General features: G+C 31.5%; 22 protein-coding genes, 6 pseudogenes and 1 other annotated feature. Of the genes and pseudogenes, 22 read left to right on the forward strand and 6 right to left on the reverse strand.

Annotated features, from left to right (window positions below):
• A partial coding sequence (locus tag JFU54_RS17160; protein WP_201065651.1) for an energy-coupling factor transporter transmembrane component T family protein occupies window positions 1–339 on the forward strand: 339 nt, incomplete at its 5' end.
• Window positions 340–474: 135 nt separating this feature from the next.
• Window positions 475–573 (forward strand): YjcZ family sporulation protein, encoded by a 99-nt coding sequence (locus JFU54_RS17165; protein ID WP_000007808.1) that lies wholly within the window; start codon window positions 475–477, stop codon window positions 571–573.
• A 99-nt stretch (window positions 574–672) separates the two neighbouring features.
• Here the strand turns inward: JFU54_RS17165 and JFU54_RS17170 are convergent, their stop codons facing one another.
• A complete protein-coding gene (locus JFU54_RS17170; RefSeq protein ID WP_201065653.1) occupies window positions 673–1992 on the reverse strand; it encodes a sensor histidine kinase in 1320 nt (439 codons plus the stop codon).
• Window positions 1993–2038: 46 nt separating this feature from the next.
• Complete coding sequence (locus JFU54_RS17175; protein ID WP_201065655.1) at window positions 2039–2920, reverse strand: serine/threonine protein kinase; 882 nt, start codon at window positions 2918–2920, stop codon at window positions 2039–2041.
• Window positions 2921–3046: 126 nt separating this feature from the next.
• Here JFU54_RS17175 and JFU54_RS17180 point away from each other — a divergent pair, with 126 nt between their 5' ends.
• From JFU54_RS17180 to JFU54_RS17250, 16 genes and pseudogenes are all read left to right on the forward strand, one after another.
• The gene (locus JFU54_RS17180) at window positions 3047–3565 is read left to right on the forward strand and encodes a GrpB family protein (protein ID WP_012261022.1); all 519 of its coding nucleotides are present in this window, start codon (window positions 3047–3049) and stop codon (window positions 3563–3565) included.
• A gap of 108 nt (window positions 3566–3673) precedes the next feature.
• On the forward strand, window positions 3674–4204 hold the full coding sequence (locus tag JFU54_RS17185; RefSeq protein WP_002032426.1) for a hypothetical protein: 531 nt from the start codon (window positions 3674–3676) through the stop codon (window positions 4202–4204).
• Between the two features lie 12 nt (window positions 4205–4216).
• Window positions 4217–4891 carry a response regulator transcription factor gene (locus JFU54_RS17190; RefSeq protein ID WP_002032425.1) on the forward strand — a complete coding sequence of 225 codons (675 nt, stop codon included), beginning with the start codon at window positions 4217–4219 and terminating at the stop codon, window positions 4889–4891.
• On the forward strand, window positions 4888–6306 hold the full coding sequence (locus JFU54_RS17195; protein WP_002189762.1) for a HAMP domain-containing histidine kinase: 1419 nt from the start codon (window positions 4888–4890) through the stop codon (window positions 6304–6306). The genes JFU54_RS17190 and JFU54_RS17195 overlap by 4 nt, the downstream gene beginning before the upstream one ends.
• A 145-nt stretch (window positions 6307–6451) precedes the next feature.
• The gene (locus JFU54_RS17200; protein ID WP_002032421.1) at window positions 6452–7441 is read left to right on the forward strand and encodes a zinc-binding dehydrogenase; all 990 of its coding nucleotides are present in this window, start codon (window positions 6452–6454) and stop codon (window positions 7439–7441) included.
• Window positions 7442–7714: 273 nt separating this feature from the next.
• Window positions 7715–8314, forward strand: coding sequence for an undecaprenyl-diphosphatase (locus tag JFU54_RS17205; protein ID WP_012261019.1), 600 nt, complete (start codon window positions 7715–7717; stop codon window positions 8312–8314).
• Window positions 8315–8538: 224 nt separating this feature from the next.
• A complete protein-coding gene (locus JFU54_RS17210) occupies window positions 8539–10677 on the forward strand; it encodes a penicillin-binding protein (protein ID WP_002141977.1) in 2139 nt (712 codons plus the stop codon).
• Between the two features lie 175 nt (window positions 10678–10852).
• Window positions 10853–11110: a binding site (T-box leader), on the forward strand.
• 65 nt (window positions 11111–11175) lie between these two features.
• Window positions 11176–12413, forward strand: a pseudogene (locus JFU54_RS17215) (MFS transporter).
• Window positions 12414–12526: 113 nt separating this feature from the next.
• Window positions 12527–12730 (forward strand): annotated as a pseudogene (locus tag JFU54_RS17220) (penicillin-binding protein); the annotation flags it as partial.
• 68 nt (window positions 12731–12798) lie between these two features.
• Window positions 12799–12924 (forward strand): annotated as a pseudogene (locus tag JFU54_RS29810) (GNAT family N-acetyltransferase); the annotation flags it as partial.
• Window positions 12925–13045: 121 nt separating this feature from the next.
• A pseudogene (locus JFU54_RS17225) lies at window positions 13046–13677 on the forward strand (VanZ family protein).
• A gap of 212 nt (window positions 13678–13889) precedes the next feature.
• On the forward strand, window positions 13890–14345 hold the full coding sequence (locus tag JFU54_RS17230) for a DUF1453 family protein (protein ID WP_063219001.1): 456 nt from the start codon (window positions 13890–13892) through the stop codon (window positions 14343–14345).
• A gap of 79 nt (window positions 14346–14424) precedes the next feature.
• Window positions 14425–14931, forward strand: coding sequence for a DUF3189 family protein (locus JFU54_RS17235; RefSeq protein WP_002141972.1), 507 nt, complete (start codon window positions 14425–14427; stop codon window positions 14929–14931).
• Between the two features lie 191 nt (window positions 14932–15122).
• Complete coding sequence (locus tag JFU54_RS17240) at window positions 15123–15929, forward strand: DegV family protein (RefSeq protein ID WP_002141971.1); 807 nt, start codon at window positions 15123–15125, stop codon at window positions 15927–15929.
• A gap of 151 nt (window positions 15930–16080) precedes the next feature.
• Entirely contained in the window at window positions 16081–17304 is a 1224-nt protein-coding gene (locus JFU54_RS17245; RefSeq protein WP_201065658.1) for a methyltransferase domain-containing protein, read from the forward strand.
• A gap of 113 nt (window positions 17305–17417) precedes the next feature.
• A pseudogene (locus JFU54_RS17250) lies at window positions 17418–18721 on the forward strand (MFS transporter).
• Window positions 18722–18926: 205 nt separating this feature from the next.
• Here JFU54_RS17250 and JFU54_RS17255 read toward each other — a convergent pair.
• Window positions 18927–19796: an SDR family oxidoreductase gene (locus JFU54_RS17255; protein WP_201065660.1), complete on the reverse strand. Its 870-nt coding sequence runs from the start codon at window positions 19794–19796 to the stop codon at window positions 18927–18929.
• 143 nt (window positions 19797–19939) lie between these two features.
• Between JFU54_RS17255 and JFU54_RS17260 the strand changes: the two genes are divergently transcribed.
• On the forward strand, window positions 19940–20323 hold the full coding sequence (locus tag JFU54_RS17260) for a winged helix-turn-helix transcriptional regulator (protein WP_012261013.1): 384 nt from the start codon (window positions 19940–19942) through the stop codon (window positions 20321–20323).
• A 91-nt stretch (window positions 20324–20414) separates the two neighbouring features.
• Here JFU54_RS17260 and JFU54_RS17265 read toward each other — a convergent pair whose 3' ends face one another.
• The gene (locus tag JFU54_RS17265) at window positions 20415–21113 is read right to left on the reverse strand and encodes a hypothetical protein (RefSeq protein WP_012261012.1); all 699 of its coding nucleotides are present in this window, start codon (window positions 21111–21113) and stop codon (window positions 20415–20417) included.
• A 506-nt stretch (window positions 21114–21619) separates the two neighbouring features.
• Here JFU54_RS17265 and JFU54_RS17270 point away from each other — a divergent pair.
• Window positions 21620–22420, forward strand: coding sequence for a GNAT family N-acetyltransferase (locus JFU54_RS17270; RefSeq protein WP_002189753.1), 801 nt, complete (start codon window positions 21620–21622; stop codon window positions 22418–22420).
• A gap of 60 nt (window positions 22421–22480) precedes the next feature.
• The gene (locus tag JFU54_RS17275) at window positions 22481–23341 is read left to right on the forward strand and encodes a glycerophosphodiester phosphodiesterase (protein ID WP_201065713.1); all 861 of its coding nucleotides are present in this window, start codon (window positions 22481–22483) and stop codon (window positions 23339–23341) included.
• A 146-nt stretch (window positions 23342–23487) separates the two neighbouring features.
• Here the strand turns inward: JFU54_RS17275 and JFU54_RS17280 are convergent.
• Window positions 23488–23954: pseudogene (locus JFU54_RS17280) on the reverse strand (DUF2306 domain-containing protein).
• 175 nt (window positions 23955–24129) lie between these two features.
• Here JFU54_RS17280 and JFU54_RS17285 point away from each other — a divergent pair.
• A complete protein-coding gene (locus tag JFU54_RS17285) occupies window positions 24130–24660 on the forward strand; it encodes a DUF4269 domain-containing protein (RefSeq protein WP_201065664.1) in 531 nt (176 codons plus the stop codon).
• Window positions 24661–24705: 45 nt separating this feature from the next.
• On the opposite strand, the gene pdxR is transcribed toward JFU54_RS17285, so the two are convergent.
• Window positions 24706–26139, reverse strand: coding sequence for a MocR-like pyridoxine biosynthesis transcription factor PdxR (gene pdxR / locus JFU54_RS17290; protein ID WP_088039477.1), 1434 nt, complete (start codon window positions 26137–26139; stop codon window positions 24706–24708).
• Window positions 26140–26157: the final 18 nt, after the last annotated feature.

A 26157-nucleotide genomic window follows, 5' to 3' on the forward strand; every position in this document is an offset into this window, starting at 1 on the left:
CGTTATATACCAAGTATTCAATCTGAATATATAATCATTAGACACGCGCAGGAAGCAAGAGGCGTACCTTTTGAAAAAGGAGAAGCGAGCTTGTGGATTCGTATGAAAAACCGTGTTTTAATTTTTTGGCCACTTATTATTCATTCATTAGAAAGGATTGATACTGTTTCAAATGCAATGGATTTAAGAGGTTTTGGAAAAAAGGATAAACGAACGTGGTACTATGCAAAAGACGCACAAAAGGAGGATTACATCACACTTTTTGTTGGTATTATCATTTTGATTATTGCAGTTTACTTAAAGCTGAATGTATTCCAAAGCTTCTGGTACCCATTTTAAAGCACTCTCAATAGAGTGCTTTTACTAATTTTTATAAAGACATGCTCAAAAAAGGGAGATATACATACTGTATAATACGAACCAGTTAAAATGATCAACTACCTATTAGTTTTCAAACCAAAAGGAGGAAAAAATATGAGTTTCGGCGGTTCTTGTGGTTTTGGTGGAGGTTTCGCTTTATTAGTTGTGTTATTTATTTTATTAATTATTGTTGGATGTAGCTGTTGGAGCTAAGGGTACTAATTTCTAATTAGTCTCTTCTAAATGTAAATTAAAAAAACATAGCAGATACTTTTTGTATCGAAATAAAAAAGGAGCCATTATGCTCCTTTTTTATTTATTATGCAACGTGCTCTCATTATTATATTTTGGGAATGTAATAGTTAAAGTAGTTCCTTTATTAACGATACTTCGGATTTTTAAACTGCCTCGCATCGTTTCAATAATTTTAACAGCAACCATCGTGCCTAAACCAGTACCTTTCGTTTTTGTACTAAAATATGGTTCGCCAAATCGATTAATTTGCTCTTGCGACATTCCAACTCCACTATCTTGAATCCTTATTATGACCTTATTATTGCTAACAGTTGCAGAAATAATTAGATTACCGCCACATGGCATTGCTTCTATACTGTTTTTTATTAAATTTAAAAAACATTGATGGAAGTGCTGTGTATTACCAATAATTGTTCCCTCTGAGAACTCTTTTGTAATATTAATAGTATTCATGTTACAAAAAGGCAACATCATATTAATAACTCGATTTAACTCGTGCTCCACTGAAATATGATCTAGTTTTTCTGAAGCCGGTTTGGCAAAAGTTAAGTAATCATCAATAATTGCTTGTGCACGATTTAATTCTTCAAGAATATGTTCAATATACTCATCTTTGGATTGTTGAGTTATATTGGGTGTTTTTAAAAGTTGTGTAAATCCTTTTACAACAGTCAATGGATTCCTTACTTCATGTGAAATACTTGCAGCGAGTTGGCTGACAATCTCCATTTTTTCAACTTTTATTAATTTTGATCGCATAAATATTGCATCTTTTAAAACCTCATTAAAATAGACCATAAATAATATTAAAATAGTTGGTAATAGAATGAAATAAATAATGTACAAATTATTCACTTCAAAATCTGATAGAGTTAAAACAATTACTGTTGTAAATATTGCAAGGAAAAAAGTTAAAAACATAGATGAAGTTACTTTTATTTTCCTATTGTATGTATTAAATTTTGATGATACGAATGCTGTAATTATTAACATCGTTCCATAAACAATGATTGTTAACAGGCTAAAACCATAAAACATAAAACGTATTATTAATAAAATCATGAGTAATGCAATACCGACTGGAAATCCACCATAAAGTGTACCAATTAAAAAGGGGATTTGTCTTAAATCGTGAATATAATTTTCATCCATATAGATGGGATACCGCATACATAAAATTAGTGGGATACTCGTACAAAGAATGATAAGTAGTTTCTTATATTTCTTCCCGAAGTACCCACTATCATAAATAAAATAAAAAACAAATATACTGCTTAAAATATAAAGAAGATTATTTAAAACATTTTGATTAATGTAAACAAAGTTCATAATACATGCCCCGTTATCCTGAATTTCAATCCCATATGTATTATACATTATAAAAGTACAAGTTTTACATGTACTTTTACAATGTATTTAGTTTTTATAGATTTTCAGTGTTATAGGCTTTTAACCATGCATTATTAAACTCTTCCATTGACGCATAGCGCTCACTACGATTTTCATTTACAGCACGGTATGCTACTTCATATAAGCCTGCACTAGCTTCCCATTTCATAAAGGAACGATCTTGCCCGCCACCTAATAGTGCGAAAGCTATAGCCCCCATATTAAATACATTAGTTTTCCCGTCTATCATAGCATTAAGTTGAAACTCTTCAGGTGACATAAAACGAGATGACCCCCACATTCGTCCCATCTTATTTACATACGGTTTGTTACTGTATAAATCAATATCACAAATTTTTGTTTCATTAGTTTTAAAGTTGTACAAAATACTACCGTCATAAAAATCAATAGCTACATAGTTTTTGTGTTCAACGTGAGTATGGAAATTAAAAATAGAATTTAATGAAACTAGCCTATTTTTAACGGATAATTTTTTATATTTATAAAATGGTGAGTTAGGATCATTATATTTTGCTGGGGGTGGGAAACTCCAGTGCGAGTGAAGACATTCACCGTCAAACCAATCGAAAATTAAAACATATCCATGCTGTACAGGGTAGTGATCAATTAAATTTATAAGAGAAACGTGTTTTAATTCATTGTATATAGTAACTGAGCTTTTTAATCTTTGTATAGCTTCATTTGTAGAAGCATTATATGCGAGTGTTTGTGCCCCTGCATATTTTATAAAGTTCTTTTTCCCATTCTTTTCAACACCAAAACTTATATTACCGGAATCTTGTTGGTCAAAAACCGCAAATACTGTACCTAGTTTTGTAAGCCAATCAAAATTATGATGTTTTTTTAGTTGGAATGTTATAGTATCTAACTGAATTTTAACTGGAATATCTTTCATAATTCACCTCAAATTTAATATAATTAAGTTGTCCATTACAGTATTCGACATATTTTGTGAAATCCCTATATTTATAAACTTAAATTTTATAAATATAATAATATATAGTTATAAGGAGGAAAGCAAATGGATGGAAAAATCATAATTAAACCGTACCAACAATATTGGCATACAGAGTTTTTAAATGAAAAAAATAAACTTGTGCCGTTACTCCATGAAGAAATTATTGCTATTGAACATATAGGAAGCACAGCCGTAGAAGGGTTAGGGGCTAAACCTCTTATTGATATGATGATCGGCGTAACAAATTTACAAATTACCGAAAATTGGAGGGAAGCCCTAGAAGAAATTGGCTATGAATATGTTCCTAAAAAAACACCTAATTGGCGTTTTTTTAGAAAAGGTAAATGGAGAGCTGGTACCCACCATTTACATGTTTATATTTATAATAACGAGGAATGGAGGAACAACCTTTTATTTCGAGACTTTCTAATAAATCATGAGTGGGCACGTGAAGAATATAGAGTATTAAAAGAGATGCTTGCTGCTGCATATCCTTTTGATCGTGTTTCATATACAAATGCAAAAGCACCGTTTATTTGCAACATATTAGAATTGGCCAAAAAGGAGATAAATAAAATATAAGTAGTTTGCAGATTCTCATTTTATTTTAATCTTTCTCTCATGTTATTCTCTCTTTACTTGATACACTGCTGATTATAGAGCTTTTGAGTCAAAAGGAGATTATATAAAATGAAGAAAATACTTAGAAATAAATGTTTCCATATATATGTTAAAATAATCGGTATTACTTTTATTGTTTGTAGTGTAGAATTGCTATTTATTAATGTTTTGTACGGGAATGTATTAAATGTACAATGGCTAAATAAGAAATTAGGTTCTTTAGGTGAATACGGGGTAATTATAGCTGCATCATTATGGTTCTTACGTCATATATGGTTATTTTTAAAGAAGAAACATATTCACAGATTTAAAATAATTAAAGAGCTATATCTTTTTATAAAACATTTTCACGTATTAATTGGATACGCTGTAATAGCTGTTGCGACTACTCACGGTGTTTACTTTTTAATAAAAGGAAGTCGGCATATTATGCTAGTATACAGTGGTATATTTTCTCTTTTAACCTTAATAGCATTAGGGATTGCGGGATTTGTTTTACAACAAACTAATAAGAAAACGAAATTGATAATGTATCGAAAAACACATCAAATCGTTGCAATTATATTCGGAATAGAATTACTTATTCATTTAATCGTATAGGAGGAAGTATCGTTGCAACATATACTAATTATTGAGGATGAGGAAAGCTTAGCAGATTTTTTAGAATTAGAATTAAAGTATGAAGGATATATAGTAGATATACAACTTGATGGAAGAAAGGGATTAGAAGCAGCACTTGAAAAGAATTACGATCTCATATTACTTGATTTAATGTTACCAGGATTAAACGGACTGGAAGTATGTCGTCGACTAAGAGCAACTAAAAGTACACCTATTATTATGTTGACTGCTCGTGATAGTATTATGGACCGTGTGACAGGGTTAGATAGTGGAGCTGATGATTATCTTCCAAAACCGTTTGCAATTGAAGAACTTTTAGCACGTATGAGAGTGATTTTTAGGAGAGAAGAAAATACAGAGCAAAAGCACGCATCATTTCTTTCGTTTAAAGATCTACAGCTTCAGATTGAATCTCGAACTATAACTAAAGGAAATGAAGAAATTGAACTTACAAATAAAGAATTCGAGCTACTGCTTATGTTTATGAAAAATATTAATCGAGTTCTTACCCGTGATATTTTACTGGACCAAGTATGGGGTTATGATGCAATGGTTGAGACGAATATAGTCGATGTATATGTTCGTTATTTACGTAATAAGTTACATAGTGTGGATAAGGAGGAGTATATCCAAACAGTTCGCGGTGCTGGATATATAATGAAATGATAAAAAACATTGTGCACCGAATTCGAAATTTACCTATAAAGTGGAAATTAACACTTTGGTCCACTACACTAGTATTCATTTTGTTTATTTTGTATAGCACGTTACAATTCATTGTAATTAATAAGTGGACTATAGATTATGAACAGAAACAAATAAACAGACAATTGACAGAAATAGCGGCATATTTTCAAGATAAAAACGAAATGCTCTCGAGCAAAACATTTGAAAATAGTAAAGAATTTCTAAATAATATGATTGATAAACATCAAATGATTCGTATTATCGGAAATGATGGAAAGCCCATTGTTACTGTTTCTCGAGATTTTAATGAAGCTTGGATAAAACCAAAACAGGTTACCCAAGATGAATCCTTAATAAAAAGACATATAGAAGATCGAATATTAGTTGAGCGCATACCAATTCAAACAAAAAAATTCACGGGAACTATTGAACTTACGAAAAACTTAGAGACATTTGATCATTTATTAAAAATTATCTTAGTGGTAATGGTCTTTGCAGGGATATGTGGATTAGTGTTTAGTTTTTTAGGCGGAATACTTATAACGAAAAAGCTTTTATCAAGTGTTCAAAACATAACGGATACGATGAAGCGTATTAAGAAAAACGGACTAAATGAAAGAGTTCCAGTACGAGAAAATAATGATGAACTCGCAAAATTATCGATTCTTTTTAATGAAATGATGGATGAAGTGGAAACTTCTTTTACACAGCAAAAACAGTTTGTAGAAGACGCATCGCATGAATTAAGAACACCATTAACAATTATTCAAGGGCACTTATCAATGCTGAATCGATGGGGGAAAAATGATCCAGCTATATTGGATAAATCTCTTCAATCCAGTTTAAAAGAAGTAGATCGATTAAATAAATTAGTTTCAGAATTGCTAGAGCTATCAAGGGCTGAATCAGAACAGATACATCCAATAGCAGCTGAACGAGTCCATGTTAATAGCGTATTAAAACAAGTTACACAAAACTTTGCAATACTGCAAACTGACTTTCAATTTGATATGAAATTGGATGCAGATGAAGCGTATGTTTCAATACCATCATCTTACTTAGAACAAATAATTATTATTGTAATGGATAATGCAGTGAAATATACAAAAGAAGCTAATAAGTATATTTGCATTGAATCAAGTATGCGGTCAGGAAAAATTAAAATCCGCATAATAGATCATGGGGCAGGAATACCTGAAGCAGATTTACCATTTGTTCTTAACCGTTTTTATAGAGTTGATAAAGCGAGAAGCCGAAAACAAGGTGGAAATGGGCTAGGTTTATCAATTGCAAAAAGGCTTGTAGAAAAATATAACGGAGCTATTCAATTAGAGAGTAAAGAAAACGAAGGAACAATTGTTACAATTACATTTCCTGATACTACACATGAATAGTTAAAGGTAAAAAATTCTTTTTGAAAATACTCTTTAAAAGGAGGAATACATTTTGTATTTCCTCCTTTTTTGATGCTTAGTAATCAAATTATTTTATTTATTTCGATATTTAAAGTACATTGAAAGGATTAAGGGGGAATAATTAATGAAAGCTATTGTACATCAACATAAAAAAGGGTTAGAAGGTTTAGAATATAAATTATCACCGGAGATAACTCCTAATGTGGGGGAAGTTAAAGTGAAATTAAGAGCAGCAGGTTTAAATCATCGTGATTTATTTATAATGAATAATAGAAAAGAAATGGAACTACCATTAGTTTTAGGGTCAGATGGTGCAGGTATTGTTATAGAACTAGGAGAAGGAGTTTCAAATATTTCACTACATACCGAGGTTATTATTAACCCTAGTATTGGATGGAATAATACTCATGAAATACCAGAGTTACCTGAAGTACTAGGTGGACCAGCCGATGGAACGTTTGCTGAATATGTTATTGTACCAGCAGAAAATGTAGTGGAAAAGCCATCATATCTTACGTGGGAAGAATCTGGCGTTTTATCTTTATCGGCATTAACTGCATATAGAGCGCTTTTTACAAAAGGTAGATTAAAACCTGAAGAACATGTCCTAATTCCGGGAATCGGCGGTGGTGTAGCTACTTATGCTATGTTATTTGCTAAAGCAATTGGAGCAAAGGTGAGTGTTACTTCAAGGATAGAGGGAAAAAGAAAGGCTGCTGAAAAATATGGTGCAGACTTTTCTTTTAATAGTTCTGGTAATTGGGAAGAGTGCCTACATGGAGAAAAAGTGGATTTAATTATAGATAGTATAGGTCCGGCGACTTTCTTAAAATATTTTGATATATTAAAACCAAATGGAAGAATCGTTAACTTTGGTGCAAGTTCAGGAGATAAAATCGAATTACCGTTACGAGCATTATTTTATAATCAAATTGATATTATGGGAACATCAATGGGAAGCCGTGAAGAATTTAATGAGATGGTTCATTTTATAGAGAAACATAATATTAAACCAATTATTGATAAAGTATATCCATTAGAAGAAGCAATCCAAGCTTTAAATCGAATGCAGCAAGGAGAACAATTCGGTAATATTGCCCTTCGTATGGAATAAGAATATGATTTCGTAACTAATATATTTAAATGAATATGTTATGTATTATATTCATGCATAGAGTGTTCACCATACTATTTAAAATGGTTTACAACCTTTATACATATTTAGCTCGTGTAAATAGTTACGCCATTGTCAAATGAATAGTAGCAAAATGAGAATTAGATGAGAAAAGTTTAAGTCCATTTTCATATTGATGTTGTATACTGTGTAAATCAAGAACACTTGTATCTTTATTTAAAGTACAATGAGTAATAATAAGGAGAGAGTAATATGAATTACACAGTATTTCAATGGATTAATAACTTTGCTGGATCATCCAAGCTATTAGATACGCTAATGATCGCTATTACAAATAGTGCTGCATATGTAGCAATACTATTTATGCTTATCCTATGGTTCAATAATGGAAAGAAAGAGAATGCAATTAGAAAACAATATACAGTGTTATATACGACACTTTCAGTTAGTATTGCATTATTAGTAAATGTCCTTATACATGCGGTATATTACCATCCGCGTCCTTTTATAACACATCATGTAAATCAATTAGTACCGCATGCAGCAGATTCATCATTTGTAAGTGATCATTCTGTACTCGTATTTTCGATTGCTTTCGTATTTATTCTAAGAGGAGAAAAACTTAAATATATCGCGTTAATATGGGCAATATTAGTCGGTGTATCACGCATGTACGTAGGCGTTCATTATCCTCTAGATATACTTGGTGCTGCGTTCTTAACATTTATTACAAGTGGATTAGTGATGCAAAGCGCACGTATATTTGAACCGTTAGCAAGTTTTATTTTCAAAATGTATTCACTAGTAGCAAAACGAGTTCCTTTTTTAGCGAAATATAACCACATAGCGTAAACTTAAGAACCTACCAAAAAGTAGGTTCTTTTTATTTGAAGATTCGAAAAATTTCACTCACCGTATTTAATATTTAAAAACATAAACAATCAGAAACAAATAGCAACTTAGATTGTTTTCTTATCGTTTTAGAGGAATTCACTGAAAAAACTACGAAAAATATAGTATCTAAAATAAAAAAGTGCATCTTCGCATTAATGCATTGTAAAGGAAAGGAGATTAGTATGCATAAACTTCAAACGAATAAAGGCGCTCGATATATGATGATTGCTTTTATTGTTTTGTTTCTTACTATGCTTTTACGTATATTTTATATTCAAGCAGTAGGAGTCGTGCATAATGTTAATGTAAAGGATCTTGCGAAGGAACAACAAAACAAAAATGGAGTTTTAGAGGCAAATCGCGGGACAATTTATGATCAAAACGGTAAAGTATTAGTCCAAGACTCAACGACATATCGCATCGTTGTAAACCTAAAAGGAAAAGATAAATTAAAAGATAAAGAAGATACCGCACAACGTTTAGCAGATGCGCTTGAAGTTGATAAAGAGGAGATCATGAAAAATTTTCACGAAGGACGTACGCAAGTTGAAATTGGTAAAATTGGACGTAACTTATCTAGAGAAGCGAAGGAAGAGATTAATAATTTGAAAATACCAGGTGTATCTTTCACAACAGAAAAAGCCAGAGTATACCCAAATGAAGATTTCGCCTCGTATATACTTGGTTTTGCAAGACCAGACGATAAAGGTAATGCGGTGGGGAAGTTTGGGCTTGAAGAAAGTTTGGATAAATATTTGCGCTCTACAAATGGTAATGTTTCATATGTAGGTTCAAGAAAAGGAATCCCACTTACAAATGATATAGGAAAAGTAGAACCTGCTAAAAATGGAAATAACGTATACCTTACGCTTGATAAACAAATTAATAGTTTTTTAGAAGACGCGATGAATAAAGCGGCGCAACACTATGACCCTTCTATGTTAGTAGGAATTATTGCAGATCCAAAAACAGGTAAGATTTTAGCAATGTCTAGTAAGCCTAGTTATAATCCTAACAAGGGAGACATTGAATATTTTTTAAACGATCCAATTGCGAATGCATTCGAACCAGGGTCTACAATGAAAGTTTTTACATTAGCTTCTGCAATTAATGAAGGTGTATATAACGGGAAAGAATATTTCCAATCAGGAAAATACGCAGTTGGTTCAGCAGAGATTAAAGATCATAATGGCGGCTATGGATGGGGCTCAATTACATTTGATGAAGGGTTTGAACGGTCATCGAACGTTGCTTTTTCTATTTTAGAAGACCAGTTACTGAAACCAAATAAATTCAAGCAATATATGAATAAATTTGGTTTCAATCAAAAAACAGGGATAGATTTACCTGGAGAAAGTAAAAATACATTATTGTTAAATACTCAAATTCAACAAGTTACTACTTCTTTCGGCCAAGGCTCAACTGTAACTCCTATTCAAATCGTACAAGCGGCCACAGCTATAGCAAATGACGGGAAAATGATGCAACCTTATATTGTTGATAAGGTTGTAAATCCAACAAATAAACAAGTTATTATGGAAAATCAACCTAAAGAAATAGGGAATCCGATTAAAAAAGAAACTGCAGAAGAGGTAAGAAACTTAATGGAGCGAGTTATTACTTCATCAAAAGGAACGGGAACGATGTATAAAATTGATGGCTATCCGATTGGTGGTAAAACAGGGACAGCGCAAATTCCGAATCCTGAAAATGGACGATATATGGAAGGGAAAGATAATTATATTTTTTCATTCTTAGGAATGGCTCCAATTGATGATCCACAATTAGTCGTATATTTAGCCATTAAGCAACCTAAATTAAAGGGGAATGAATACGGTGCTCAGCCTCTTGCTGAAATTTTTAAACCAGTTATGAAAAATAGTCTAGAATATTTAAAAGTGAAACCATATACAGAAAAGCAAATGGTAGATGCAACAAAGCAATCTGAAATAAAAGTACAAAATTATGTAAATCAAACAATGGATACTGTAAAAAATATTGCAGAAAAAGAGAAACTTCAGCCGGTATTATTAGGAGAAGGAAAGATAATAAAACAATATCCACAGACTAGCGAAGTAATGAGTGAAGGAGATCGCATACTTCTAGTAGGAAGTAATGTGAAAATGCCTAACCTAAAAGGTTGGTCAATGCGTGATGTTATGTATTTCTCCAAGCTATTAAAATTAGATTTAAAAACTTCAGGTATGGGCTATGTAACGAGTCAAAGTATTGAAAAAGGACAAGATTTACAAGAGGGTGACACTTTAGAACTAGAATTAGAACCACCGCTACAACCGTTAGTAGAGGCAAACACGAATTAATTTGGAAATTTTGAAGGGCCTATATATAATTGGCTCTTTTTTTTGAGATTCAACTAATTTCACGCACCGTAATTTTTAGAAAAAATAATAAATAAGACTATTAACATTGGCATAGCTTAAAATATCTGATTATTTATTATTTACAGTTAAATAGTTATGTGATAATATGGAAAAACCAAATGCAGTGAAGAGAAGAGTAGATAAAATGAATTTTTCACAGAGAGCTCCATTTAGCTGAAAAGGAGCAAAAATTCTTTATTGAATCAAGCCTCTGAGCAGCACATCGGAACCTTTTAAAAGTGGATGGTGTGACGGGAGCTCCCGTTATAGAGCTAAGGTATAAGCATGAAAATAGTGCAGTACCTGATAAGGTTAATATGGCGACATATTAACAAACTAGGGTGGCACCGCGATGATAAATCTCGTCCCTAAGACTAAAAGTCTTGGGGGTGGGATTTTTTTGTTTTTTTAAAACAATTTAGAAAGTGGGTGCCTAAAGTGAAAAAATTACTTAAAGATTGGAAATATCCTTTATTACTATTGTCCGGAGTTGGTATTGCGAATTTAGGTGCATGGATTTATTTAATCGCACTGAATGTACTTGTCTATAATATGGGTGGCTCAGCCTTAGCTGTCGCTACTTTATATGTGATAAAACCATTAGCCACTTTATTTACAAACGCGTGGTCAGGAAGTATGATAGATCGTTTAAATAAACGAAAGTTAATGATTCACCTCGATATATATCGAGTAGTATTTATCGCTATTTTACCCTTGGTTCCATCCCTTTGGATTGTCTATCTCTTAGTATTTTTTATAAGCATGGCCAGTGCGATTTATGAACCCACTGCTATGACATATATGACGAAATTAATTCCAGTAGAGCAAAGACAACGTTTCAACTCACTACGTAGTTTAATAGGATCTGGTGCATTTTTAATTGGTCCAGCAGTAGCGGGGATATTATTAATAACTGGTACACCAGAGTTTGCTATATATATGAATGCTATAGCATTTCTGTTATCAGGGTTCATTACATTACTTTTACCTAATCTTGATAAAAAGACGATTCTAATACATCCAATGATAAATTTTCACTAACTGTATTAAAGAAAGATTGGAACATAGTTTTAAATTTTAGTAAAAAATCTATGTATATTGTTTGTGTTTACTTCTTATTTCAAGGGATGATGGTTTTAGCTACCGCTATAGATTCACTTGAACTATCGTTTGCGAAAGAAGTTTTATTGTTAACAGATAGTGAGTATGGCTTCCTAGTTAGTATCGCTGGAGCGGGTTTTATTTTAGGAGCCATAACAAATACAATTTTATCAAAAAAATTAGCACCTTCATTTCTAATTGGGATAGGATCATTATTCATTGCAATCGGATATTTGATTTATGCTTTTTCAAGTGAGTTTTTAATAGCTGCTATCGGATTCTTTATTCTATCTTTCTCTATGGCATATGCAAATACAGGATTTTACACATTTTATCAAAATAACGTTCCGGTTCATATGATGGGACGAATCGGGAGTATATACGGGCTCATTATAGCTGTTTTAACAATTTTTATAACGATTCTGTTCGGCGTTGCAACTCAATTCACTTCTATGCAACTTGTGGTCATTGTAGGAGTACTGGTAATGCTACTTATTACTATCATATTGTGCGTGTTTACCTTATTACCATCGCAGTCTAAGAAATATTCCGCTGAATCCATAAAATCGAAATAGTTACCTTGATTTTTATTTGAAACTAAAGGGTGGGTGAATAGGAGGTTTCTTTACCCTATATATGGAAAAATAATAAGGGGAAAGAACAATACCAATAAACAAGGGTGGTTATTATGATAAAAACAAAAGATCAAATAGAGAAAATTGTAAAAGAAATACATCAGAATATAGATTTTTCTGGGGTAGTCTTAATAAAAAAAGATGATGATATTATCTATGAAAATTCATTTGGATATGCTAACCGAAGTGAATGTATAAACAATACACTACAAACAAGATTTGGAATTGCCTCAGGATGCAAATTATTTACTGCTATCATAAAGGGGCAGGACCTGAAAAACTAATGGTAGAAATAGAAGGAGCTTTTTAATTACATGGATATAAAATTAGTGCATATAAAAAAGAAGACGAAATAGGCTAGGTACGTTGCCGTGCGTTATCTTTTTTAGATACAGCATATTATGACAATGTACTTAGAGAGAAAGAAAAATATGAAAATCCCGCAATTGAAGGCTTTTCTTTAATGAATTTACAATAATATAAAGATGCATTATTCCGTATGACAAAACCATCCTGCGAAAAGTCCTATAGAATAGAAGCGAATAATTAAGATAAAGGGATGTGTTAGCGATTTGCATATGATTAACGGTAGTTTATTTATTATTTTTGGGGTTATCTGTTATTTATTTGTCCGAAGTATATTAATTGGGTTCAAAAATAAAAGCATGTGAATTGGTGGAAAGAATTAATTAGTTTTCTATTTGCAGTATACATTTGTATGGTTGTTGCAGTAACCTTATTCCCTTTACCAATCGGGTTTCCTTCTAGTGTTGAAAATCTTAATCGGTCAGTCAATATTATTCCTTTTGCATCAATTATTAAAGATATCGGTCAAATAGGGAGTACTTATGATGGTGATGTCCTATTTATGATTGGTCTAATCGTAAGAAATGTAGGCAGGAATGTTTTATTATTAATGCCTTTAGGGTTTTTAGCACCACTTATATGGAATAAATTCAAAAAAGTTAAAAATACTATTTTATTAGGTTTTATCATATCGGTTAGTATAGAATTGTTACAATTAATCGAGTCATTAGTTAGTGGAGGGGGACGTATTACCGATATTGATGATGTAATCTGTAACGTTCTAGGTTCTATAATTGGATATTCCATTTATAAAATCACTTTAAAATTAGCTGCTACATTTAACATTCAAGTATTAGATAAAACTAACTCTAAAGGTGTAGAATTTATTGATAAATAAAAAGTTTAAACCAGTTTAGGAATGTACTAATAAATCTACTAAAGACGTATGAGTAAAAAGTACGTCTTTTTACTTTTATAAATTATGCTTAAGGCTGATGGGAGATCACATTCCCTATTATACAAATTAAAGTAGCTATCGTATTTCAAGTATGATATGAACAGAGACAAATATAATTTTCAAAGGTAAACAAGTATATAGGAGGACTCTAAATGGATATTCTATTTGTTATTCTTATAATTGTATTAATTCAAGGTAAGGAATACAAAGTGAATATTAATCGTATTTGGCTCATTCCGGCTTTGCTGTGCTTTGTAACAATCCAGTCCATTATTCATATGGGACAATTTAATATATTGCAAGGACTTCTCTTCGTTGCAATGCTTGGAATTGGATTGGGTCTTGGAGTTATTAGGGGAAAAGCTTTAACATTTCGATTAGATAGTGAAACAGGTCATGTATTACGAAAAGGAAATTGGTTAAGTACAATTATTCTCCTTGTTATTTTAGGTGCAAAAATCGTGATTAAGCAAAGTATGTTTCCTGGCAGTACTCACCACACATTAATGGTTGTAACGAATGCCTTTTTATGTATTACATTAGGTACCGTAATTAGTAGACGCTATTATATTTGGAAAAAATATAATGAATTAACACAAAAAGCGTAAATACATTCGTCCCTTGTTTAACAACGATGTGAACGGTAATACTAAATAATATTGAACTTTTACAACAAGGGATGATAATATGATATTCATTTACACAGATTTCGGTGGAACGCATTCAACTGCACTCGCTGCAGCTTATCATTTAAATAAATTACCAACAGATCGTAAGTTAACGAAAGAAGAAATATTAAATGTAGATTACTTTAATAAATTGAAAACAGAGGATATGGGAAAGATTATTTTTCATGGACAAGATGAATATGAAAATCCTGTATATACAATTGGGTGCGGGGCATCCAAAGTCGTTGTACCTGCGATGAAGCATTTAGGAGAGATTCTGCAAAAACATTATCATAGCCATGAAAAGATTATCTTTTCTAATACATCACCAACAGTTCCTTTACCAATGACTTTCGGTGGTCTGTTTTCTAGAAGGTTCCACATCGACTTTATCGGCGTACCATTACTCGTATGGGGAGCAAAACTTAGCTGTGATAACATACAAAGGCTTGTTAATTATACGAAAGAAGCTGGCCGATTGACGAATGATTATGTTGTAATTTTAGATAACGAAACATTTAAGTAATGTTAAAAGAAGGCCGGGAAATTTTGTGGTTTTCTTTTTTTGATTAATAGACAAAAAACATTCACATTTATTATTACATCTACTATAGCCAAAATAATAAAGTCCTGTTACTATTACAGGGGATATTCTCTTTTCGTAAGATAAATATATAGAAAAGTCAGAAAAGAGGAACAGGATAAGGGAGGAACAACATGAAGCGTGTTGCTTGGTTTACTGATAGTACAACTGCGAGTTTTACAACAGATGGTGATAACTTTGTTATCCCAATTGAAGTTATTATTGATGGAGTGTCTTATAAGGATTGTGAAGAAGGAGTTCATAAACGTCTTTATGAAGCGTTAAATGATGGAAGAACAGTTACTACTTCGCAACCTAACATAGGGGAAATGGTAGAATTATTTACTAAATGCAAAGAAGAATATGAAGAAGGCTTTGCAGTTGCTATTAGCGGAAAAGTAAGTGGGACCTATCAAAATATGAAGTTAGCTGCTGATATGGCAGGTTTCCCTTTAACTGTATTAGATAGTGAAACGACAAGTTATCCAATGGATGAACTTTTGAGAAAAGCTAAAACGTTATACAATGATGGTATGACTTTACAAGATATACATAAAACATTAGTAGATGAAAAAAGAAGGCCTTTTTATGTATTTCCAAAAAGCTTAAAAGGTTTATATGCAAGTGGTCGAGTAAAGGGAGTTCAATTTTTACTTGGAAGTTTATTAAGTGTCAACTTAATCTTAGAAGTAAAAGGCGGGGAACTTTTACTTGAAAAGAAAGTGCGTAAAATCCAAAAATGTAGAGAATACATTAAAAATGAGCTTGAAAAAGAATTACCAAAAGTACTTCATATGTTCTATGCTAACGATAAAGATGGAGCTGAAGAATGGATTTTAGATATTAAACAAGCATTCCCTGAAATGGATTTCAAGCTTTATCCATTGCCGATTTCATTTGCTGTTCATGCAGGTGAAGGAACAATAGCAATTAGTTATTAAGAGGAAAACCCGTGAATAATTCGCGGGTTTTTTTATTATATAAAAGCTTCATTACATCATTCTCGTATCATAAATAATAATGTATAGATAAAAGGATTTTCTACTAAAAAAAGAAGTATGTATAAACAAATATTATAATGGTAGTGATATTATGAAAATCGGAAAGTTTGGAGAAAAAAACAATATAAGTATAGATACAATTAGACATTATATGGATCTCGGACTAATTATTCCTGAAAAGAAGGGTAGCCATTATTTTTTTGATGAGTATTGTCAAAAAGATATAGAGCTTATATTAGAGTACAAATGGCTAGGTTTTAGTTTGAATGAAATTAAAGAACTTTTTCTTTATCAAAATTTAGCAAAATCTATGAATTACGAAAAAGATACTCTTTACCAATCTTTATTTAAATCGAAATACGAAATGTTTGAACAAGAAATACAAATTTTAGAGGAGAGAAGGGATAAATTAAAAGAAGTGTTAAATGATTTATCGCTAACAAATGAAACTCCGAATTCTATTATTGGGATAGATTTAAGCGTACTTCATTTACTTACATGTTCTAAGTGTAGCAAAAACCTAATTCTTCAAAATGGAATTATTAATTGCAATCAAATTACAGAGGGAAAGTTAATTTGTAACTGTGGGGAAGAATACATTATTACTTCAGGTATTCTAACAGCTGGCAATTTATTTAAAGCATATGAGCGATCTTCACTTGAAAGTTCTATTTCAGATTATATTCATGAAACTGATACTGCATATTTGGAAAATATGCATAGAGAAGGAGAATGGGCGAAAAAGAAACTAATGCAATTAGATTTAAATAACAAAATACTACTTGATTTAGGATCGGGTCTTGGGTTCTTTTTACGAAATATTTATGAAGAACTACCAGAAGATTGTTTATATATTGCTGTTGATCGAGATTTGAATAAACTTCTATTTTTAAAAGATGTAATTGAAAAAAGAAATTCCAAAAGAAACATTCTTTTTATTTGCGCTGATTTTTTAAGTATACCTATTCAGAATCATTCTGTTGATATTGTAATTGATCAGTCTGGTACAAGTAATTACAGTTTTGAGCATGAAAATTTTTTATTGCACGAATTAAACTATCTATTCAAACCTGATTGTTATTTATTAAGTTCATTTATTGTGTTTAAAAATTTTAGCATAAATAGCCAAATTACAACTAGATTAAGAGATAATTTTACGTTTTCAAAAGTCAAGGGAGAAATCCAAAAGCTACAGTTTAATTCCATAGATGAAAGAACTTCAGAATATATAGAGCGAGGAGGAAAATACGAGGATTTCTTTGTTCAAGGAGAAGAAATTTATACATATTCATTTTTCGGAAAAAGATGGGGTTAACCCCATCTTTTTTAATTTTTCTTTTAAAAGTTTTTAATACTAGCATATTGATATTGGGTTGACCCGAGAACTTACACTGTACGTAATACAAAGTTCAGCGGGAGGGAAATGTTATGGGAAGTTTACGATTACATATAGAAAATAAAAAAAGAAACCAAGAACTAAGAAATATTTGTTTATATTCAATTGCAAAAACAGTATCAATATCCGGTAGCTCTATATATAGTTTCGCATTAGGATTATATGTTTTACAAATAACCGGATCTGCGTTAAATTTTGCGATTACGCTCATTTTAGGAACGATTCCAATGATTGTTATGAATCCATTTGCCGGTGTAATTGCTGATAAGGTTGATAAAAAGAAACTGGTTATTTGTATGGATTTACTAAGTGGATGCTTATTAATAACTGTTTATATATTAAGCAGCTATTATGGATTAAACTTATTCATCGTTTATACTACTACCTTTCTTATGACGGTATTTACAACATTTTTTGGAATAGGATTAGAAGCCGCAAAACCAAATATCGTCTCTAAAGAGCGGCTTATGAGTATTAACTCTATAAGTAAAATTATCGATTCTGTATCTTTAATTCTCGGTCCTATGTTAGGTGGCATCGTTTTTGCAGTCTTTGATATTAAAATTTTTATAATTATCAACGGTATTTCATTTATTCTTTCGGGTATATCCATATTATTTATTCATTTTAAACTGTTCGAGTTCAACATAAATGAGGAATGCCCAAAAAGGAGAATTAATTTTATTAAAGATATAAAAGAGGGGTTTTCATACTTTATTGAAAAGGAAAGCTTAAAGAATACGTTTCGAATTTTAATTTCACTTAATTTCTTCTTAGGGTTTGCTTTAACTGTTCCATTGCCATACATTATTAACACAGTTCTCAATCTTAGTTCTAAGCAATTTGGTATCATTCAAGGGACTTTTCCAGTAGGGATGATAATTGGTGCAATTTTAGTAAAAAAGATAACTAATCGTTTTTCTTACTCTTATCTTTTGAAAAAGCTAAGTTCAATGTTGGCAGTTTTTATGATTATTTCAGGAATTCCAGTTCTATTCAAAAGTTTTGAAGTAAATGATTTTGTATACGTTATTACGTATTGTGTTGTTATGTTCTTTTTAGGGCTAATAATAGCGTTAATTGATATTCCTTTAATTTATTTCATGCAAAAAGAGATTCCTGATGAATATAGGGGAGGGTACTCAGTATTGGATTAAGTATAGGTAAAATGATGCAGCCAATAGCATTGGCATTATCAGGATTATTATTAAATTATATCCCTGCTTACACGCTTCCAATTACAGGAGGGATAGTATTTCTTATTTTGAATAAGGCTTACTCAAATAAGTTAAATTTAGAAATTCATTCAAAAGATTATAGTGTTTTGCGTAGCTAAGTAAATTTGTTAAGTAACAAAAAGATGTTTATTTTGCAATAAAGTCCTTTGAAAAATAATAATGTTGTTTAAAAATCCTTCTTTAACTAAAGTGATAGATGGTCGAAATAAAGGCAGTAATAAAGAAGTGCCAGTCCTAATGTGGACTGGCACTTTTTTAAATACAAAATTTATTATTTGATTTCGGCTGTGGAATTTGATTTATCTATTTTGTATTTACTAATAAATGTGTTAATGCTTGCTTTAATGGTGTAGCCTGACGTTCTAATAAGAAATTCAAATGGGTATGTGTTGATTCTAATCCTCCTTCACGAATCCCTTTTTGAGTCATTACTAACATTGGAAGGTAGGCTTCAGGTACTCCAGCACCTTTTAACATTTCTTTATAAGAAGAGTCATCTACTTCTAATAAAGGAATTTCTTTTCCTAATACTTCACTTAATGTATCAACAAATTGCTGTTGTTTTAAATTTTCACCAGAAAGTTCATAAATCTTATTTTTGTGACCATCAGCTACCAAAACATTCGCTGTTGCTTCAGCTAAATCCGGACGATATACCCAACCGATTTTCCCTTCTCCTGCAGAAGTCACCCAAGGGGCACCAGCCATACAGCTTTGAATTGTACCAAGTTCATTTTCTACATACCAGTTGTTACGCAGAATCACATAAGGAATACCTGATTCAATAATTGCTACTTCACGTGCTCTATGCATGCCCGCTAGGAAGAAGTCATTTCCTTCTGCTCTTGTAACACTTGGATAAATAATTTGTTTTACACCTGTTGCTTTGGCAGCTTCTACTGCATTTGTATGCTGACGTATAACTGTATCAAAGTCACTAAATGTTGACATGATGAATAAACGATCAACATCTTTGAATGCTGAAAACAAGGTTTTTTGATTTTCAAAATCCGTTACACGTACTTCTAAGCCTTGTTCCTTATAACTAAGTGCTTTTTCAGACTTGTCATCACGTACACCAACAATTATTTCTTCAATTGATAATCTGGTAAGTAAATACTCAACAATTTTAGAACCTAAATTTCCGCTTGCACCTGTTACTAAAACTTTCATACAATCTCCTCCGTTACATACAGCGTTATTTTTGATTTTTGTATACATTACATATACTATTTCTTTAGAAGGATTTATGTAAGTAGGCACAATTTAATAACACAGTCATAAAAATAGTACTTAGAGAAAAAGGAGATTTTATTATGGCACGTTTTAGTTATCAAGATGAATCGGTTTCTGAAGAAACACAGCAAGAAATTTGTCCATTAACAGTTACCCAAAATGCAATTGCAGGAAGATGGAAAATCGTGATTTTGTGGCATTTAAGCAAAAATGAAATTATTAGGTTTAATGAATTATTGAGGATGTTACCTGGCATCTCAAAAGGAATCTTAACTAGACAATTAAGAGAGCTTGAAGAGGACGAGCTAGTACACAGAGAAGTTTATAAAGTTGTTCCACCAAAGGTAGAATATTCTTTAACAGAGCAGGGGGAAAAGTTTATACCTGTATTAGAAGCAATGCAAATCTGGGGTAAAGATTTACTAAATAAAAAAATAGAGATGTATGAAAAGCATAAGGGCTAATAAATTATTAATACCTTCCTATTGGCAATAGGAAGGTATTAAGTTTAAATTAAATACTGAACAATTTATTAATGTGAGTTGTACTGGAAAACTATCGTAATTCAGCCGTCTTTCTAATAACAATCTTATCAATATCATCCTCTTCATCACCAATAAATAATCCACGTTCTTTTAAATATGTTTCGAAGTATAAATCTGCTTCTGCACGTTCATCGTATGGCTTTACAGAAAGAACGAAACCTAATTTATTTTGCTCCTCTAAATGAGAAGTGGAGATGTAAGCCGGTACATTGTGGCGTAAAAAGAGCTCTTTAACCGGAATAATCATATCTTTCATTAATTTCGTTAGCATACCCATTTCAAACTCAAAATTAAAGCGATCTATACTAGATAAATCCGCGAATACTACACCAATAAAACCTGTATTAAATACTTCTTGATATTCTACTTCTTCGTTACCGTAAAAATTCTTTTCAATTAAATAATTTATAAAATAAGAAACACCATCACTTTGTTCAAAAGGTTTTGTTGAAAGAACGAAGCCGATTTTCTTTTGTTTATGTAAATACACACATGACATGTATGCAGCGGTATTATGTTCTTTAAATAATGCACTCGTTGCTCCAGATAGACCATCTAGTACGTGATGCACAATTTGAAGTTTTTTACGAGCGAAATAATAGGATTTCTTTTGTAACTCCAATGTATCAATAAAGACAGAGCCGATAAAGCCTGTATTTGAAATAATAGGTGTTTGCTTTTTTCTTCCTCTGCGCTTTGCTTGAGTCATTGTTGAAATCATCCCTTCATGTACAAATAAATTAAAAAGAACGTTTGTTCGTATATTTATATTTTACTATTAAAACGCACTAAAGTAAAGGGTTTTTGACGAAAAAACAATAAAAAAGACACCTATAAAAGGTGCCTTAAACGTTGCAGGGAAGAGGTTTCATCCCATTATTTATATTAAGATACAGATACAATCTCTTCTGTATCTTCTACATCTAAATGACAGTCCATAGTACGAACATCTTGATCTTCATGACTTCCGAAATAAATAGTAATTTTCATATGTATCGCTCCTTTATTCTAGGAATACCTAAAATAATTACTAGTAATGTTAATATTTATTATATACCACTTTTTTCATTCCGACAACGTTATATCATTTTTAATTCTTTTAGGGCGCAAAGAGTGATTTATAGAGATATTTTTATAGAAATAGGTACATTTCTTATATGATATATTTAATACTGAAGGATTCGAATACGAATTTTTATGAAAGGAGCAAAATGAATGAATTATAAACAGTTACTAATAGACAATTTTACATATAAAACCTCATATATTGCGCGGCAGGTAAATGGAATGGATGTAAAAGAAACGAAGGATTACATTACTGTCGACTGCGGATTACCTGCAGATACATTTAATATTATCACACTACTAAATAGTAATGTAACGGAAGGAATCGAGAAATTATATAAGGAGGTAGAATACTATAATCAAAAGAAATTTCCAATGAGTGTTTGGTTTTGGGATGATAAGCAAGAGCAGACTATAAAAAGCGAATTAATCAAACTTGGTTTAAAAGAAGCTGAAAAGAATATCGCGATGGTAGCAGAATTAAAAACAATTCATCCAAGAATAAACATGCCAGTAGGTTTTACGATACAAAAAGCATCTTCTTCAGGACAAATCAAAAAGTTTGGAGAAACGTTAGCTAATCTATTTGGTACATCAGAGGAAGGTAAAAATGTACAAGCATACTATAATCAAATTTCTTCTTTAAATTTATGGAATAGCGATAATATGAAACTATACTTAGGTCTTTATAAAGGTGAGGTAGTATCTGTTGGCTCTTTAGTATGTACGAAAGATAGTGTCGGTATTTATGATATAGCGACTAAAGAAGAAATGAGAGGAAAAGGTTTTGGCTCTACTATGTTTAATTTCCTGCTGCAAGAAGCAAAACAATTAAAAAATACGTATTGTGTATTACAAGCTTCACCTGATGGAATAAATATTTATAAAAAATCCGGCTTTCAAGTTGTAGGACAAATGACTGTTTTTGAAAATCGGCATTTATTTGAGTAAATCATCCAAGTCAAATTGTTTTAAATATAGGAGTTAACATACCGTTATGAAAAAACATCTATAATTACAATCATTTGTTTCTTCACAGTAATAAGCATTTTTGTTTTTCAACAAGTAAATGAACATAATTATATAAAAGCTACTAATCAATCAAATCATATAAAAAACATTGCGCATAGAGGTGCTTCTGCATATGCACCAGAACATACAATAGTGGCTTATACATTAGGACAACAATTAAAAGGTGACTATATAGAAATAGATCTCCAAATGACAAAAGATGGACATTTAATAGCTATGCATGATGAAACATTAAACCGTACAACAAACGGTACTGGTTTTGTAAAAGATCATACATTAGATGAAATAAAACAACTGAATGCAGGTTCTTTTTTCAATAAAAAGCATCCAAATTTAGCAAAGAAAGAATTTGAAGATACTAAAGTTCCAATATTAGAAGAGATTATTGAAACGTTTGGACATAATGCTAATTATTATATCGAAACAAAATCACCAGATGAATATCCTGGAATGGAGGAAAAACTATTAGAAATTATTAATCACTACCAAATAAATGATAAAGTTATTATTCAATCATTTAGTGAAGAAAGTCTGCGAAAGATTCACAATTTAAATGATAATATACCGTTAGTACAATTATTATCATATAAAAAAGCAGTTCAATTAACAGACTCAGAAATAGAAAAGTATAAAACATACTGCATAGGTCTAGGTATGAATTATAAATATATTGATGCAGCCTACGTAAAAAAAATAAAGAATTATGGATTAGAAGTTCATCCATTTACAGTAAATAATGAAAAAGATATGAAAAAGTTACTTTCTTGGGGCATCGACGGGATGTTTACTAATTATCCGGATCGTTTACATTCAGTATTAGATTTGAAAAGTCATAATTAAAAAGTATTATTCTTAAGGGAGTAATAAACAAAAAAGAATCCAATAAACATATTGGATTCTTTTTTAGTTCTATACGCCAAACTTGATATAATACAATATTGATTATTATTTTTCATAAGTTTTGTCAGAAAGTAATCAAAATGTAATTAATTTTTCCTTTCTTTTTTATATTTTTTTGATACACTGGCTACGAGAGGAATACCGATTATAGTAGGTAAGAACCAAAACCATATTGGTGGAAGTAGATTTAAAATAGGGATATACATACCAATGTTTACTAAAAGTGCGGTAACTGCACCAATATAAGAGCCTAACATACCTCTAATATGGTGTTGCAACCAATTTCTCCATCGTTTTTTTCTTGCGAGATATCCGTAAATCGCAAATGAATAGGAGATAATTGCTACATAAAATAAATATGCGATTTTATCCCAGTTTAAAATAGACAATATAATTGCAGTAAGGGTTATGACAACATAGGACGCATGGTATATTTCGCCCCATTCCGTATGTTTTCCTTTCTTTTTTGAGCAACCATCGCTACAATACCAGTAATTAAACATATGGTTCCAAATAATATGTGTATGGTCAAAAGAATGTTGAAAATGCTCATAAAAGTTCCTCCTTTTTTATTTTTATAGTATTGCAGTATAGGAGAAAAGTTGAACAATATAGTTAGTTTGCCTTAATATATTGAAATAAAGGTACTCCTAGAACAAAATGGAATGATTAAATTTTTTCTCAAATTTAGTGAGACGAGTATTACGTTAAATGAAGGAGAGACTTCTATGTTTACATCTATTACATATTTACAATCTGGGAATGATAAGCAACAAAAAGTTTACGAAGTTATTAATAAACTAAACATAATGGAGGATTTAGCTTTATATAGCCCTGTACTTTGCGGGACAATCCCTATTAGAGTTGATACCCTTCATTCTGACTTAGACATTGTAATGGAAGTACATAATTATGATTTTTTTGAACAGGAAATTAGATCATTGTATGGCTCATACGAAGGATTTGAAATGAAAAAGAAAATCATTAAAAATATCTTAACAATAAAGGTGAATTTTCAATTTGAAGGTTTTGAATTTGAATTAGTCGCTCAACCGCGGCCAGTACGTAACCAAAATGCATATAAACATATGATAGTGGAGCACATGCTATTAATGCAGCACCCACACATTAGAGAAGAAGTAATTGAATTAAAAGAACAAGGGTTAAAAACAGAACCGGCTTTTGCTCAAGTATTAAACATTGACGGTGATCCCTATAAAGAACTTATTTTATTAGGACAGGAAATGAGATTATGGTAAAAAAGGCACACAAAAAATCCTCTTTATAAAAAGAGGATTTTTTTATTATGCCATTAACTTACGAATCAAATTACTTAATATAATAATACCTTGAGTAATTTGTTCAGGGGAAGAATACCCATAAGATAAACGTATAAACTGATCTGATTCTTCTTCATAAATACGTCCCGGGTTAAAAAGAACTCCCTTTGATTGAGCCTCTGAAAATAGTTTTTTCATCGAAATGTTAGGCACTACCCTTAGCCATATAAAAAATCCACCACTAGGAATATCCCATGTAGTAATGTCAGCGCAGTACGTATTTAGTGCTTGTATCATTATTCGTCTTCGTTTTTTTAGGTGAATCCTTACGTTCGCTACGTGATCCTCATAAAACCCTTTACTTAACCATTCTGCAGCAACTCTTTGAGATAAAGAACTTGATCCATAGTCAGTTTGCATTTTTATGTCTGATAATCTCTCAATAACAGGCTCTGGTCCGATAATCCAACCAATCCTAAGTCCTGGGCTAAGTGTTTTAGATAGACTACCGATATATAAAACATGTCCATATTTATCCATCGACTTTAAAGGAGGGGGCGGTAGTTCATCCATCCATAACTCACGGTAAATATCATCTTCAATGATAGGCAATTGTTCTTTTTCGCATATTCTTAGTATTTCTTTTCGTCGATCCTTGGACATTAATACACCCGTCGGATTTTGAAAACAAGGAATCGAATATAAAATATTTTTCTTTTGACTATAATTAATTTTTCTTAACAAATCATTAGGGATAATTCCATGTTGATCCATCTGTATTCCAGAAAGGTGAATATTCGCCGATTGAAATACGTGAAGAGAATATAAGTAAGAAGGTCGTTCAAGTAAAACAGTTGACTCTCTATGTAAAAGACCGATTGATATTAATTGTAATGCCTGTAATGCACCAGAGACTATTAATATAGAGCTTGGTGATGTATTTATTCCAAATGATTTTACATAATTACTTATTGCTTCACGTAAAGGGAGATATCCTTTTTGTTCTTCATATCCGAAATAATCTAGTTCCTCACATACGTTACGCATAATGAATTGCATAGTTTCTAACGGGAAAAGATGAGGTGCAAGTTCACCTTTACTAAGATGAATCAATTTTTTATTTGCTTCTGCTTCATTTATTTCCCGTACCATTAACTTGCTTGGTTTATGAATACCAGCCTTTACATATTCACTCCAATCGGGCGGGGGATTGGTGGCTAATAATGACCATGTATTATTCGTTACAATTGTTCCTGACCCGATTTTCCCTTGAATTAAGCCATCTGCCATAAGTTCTTCTAGTGCGGTTATTACAGTACTACGATTTACATGAAATAATTTCGCTAACTGCCGCTGGCTAGGAACCTTACTTCCAATCGGCCATTCTCCGTATTCAATTTTTTCTTTCATATAGTCTATTATCTGCCGATATTTAGGCAGTTTTTTATCAGTAGACATATTAAAAACTCCCTCATT

The sequence above is a fragment of the Bacillus sp. TH19 genome, assembly GCF_016651075.1.
Classification (GTDB): Bacteria; Bacillota; Bacilli; order Bacillales; family Bacillaceae_G; genus Bacillus_A; species Bacillus_A mycoides.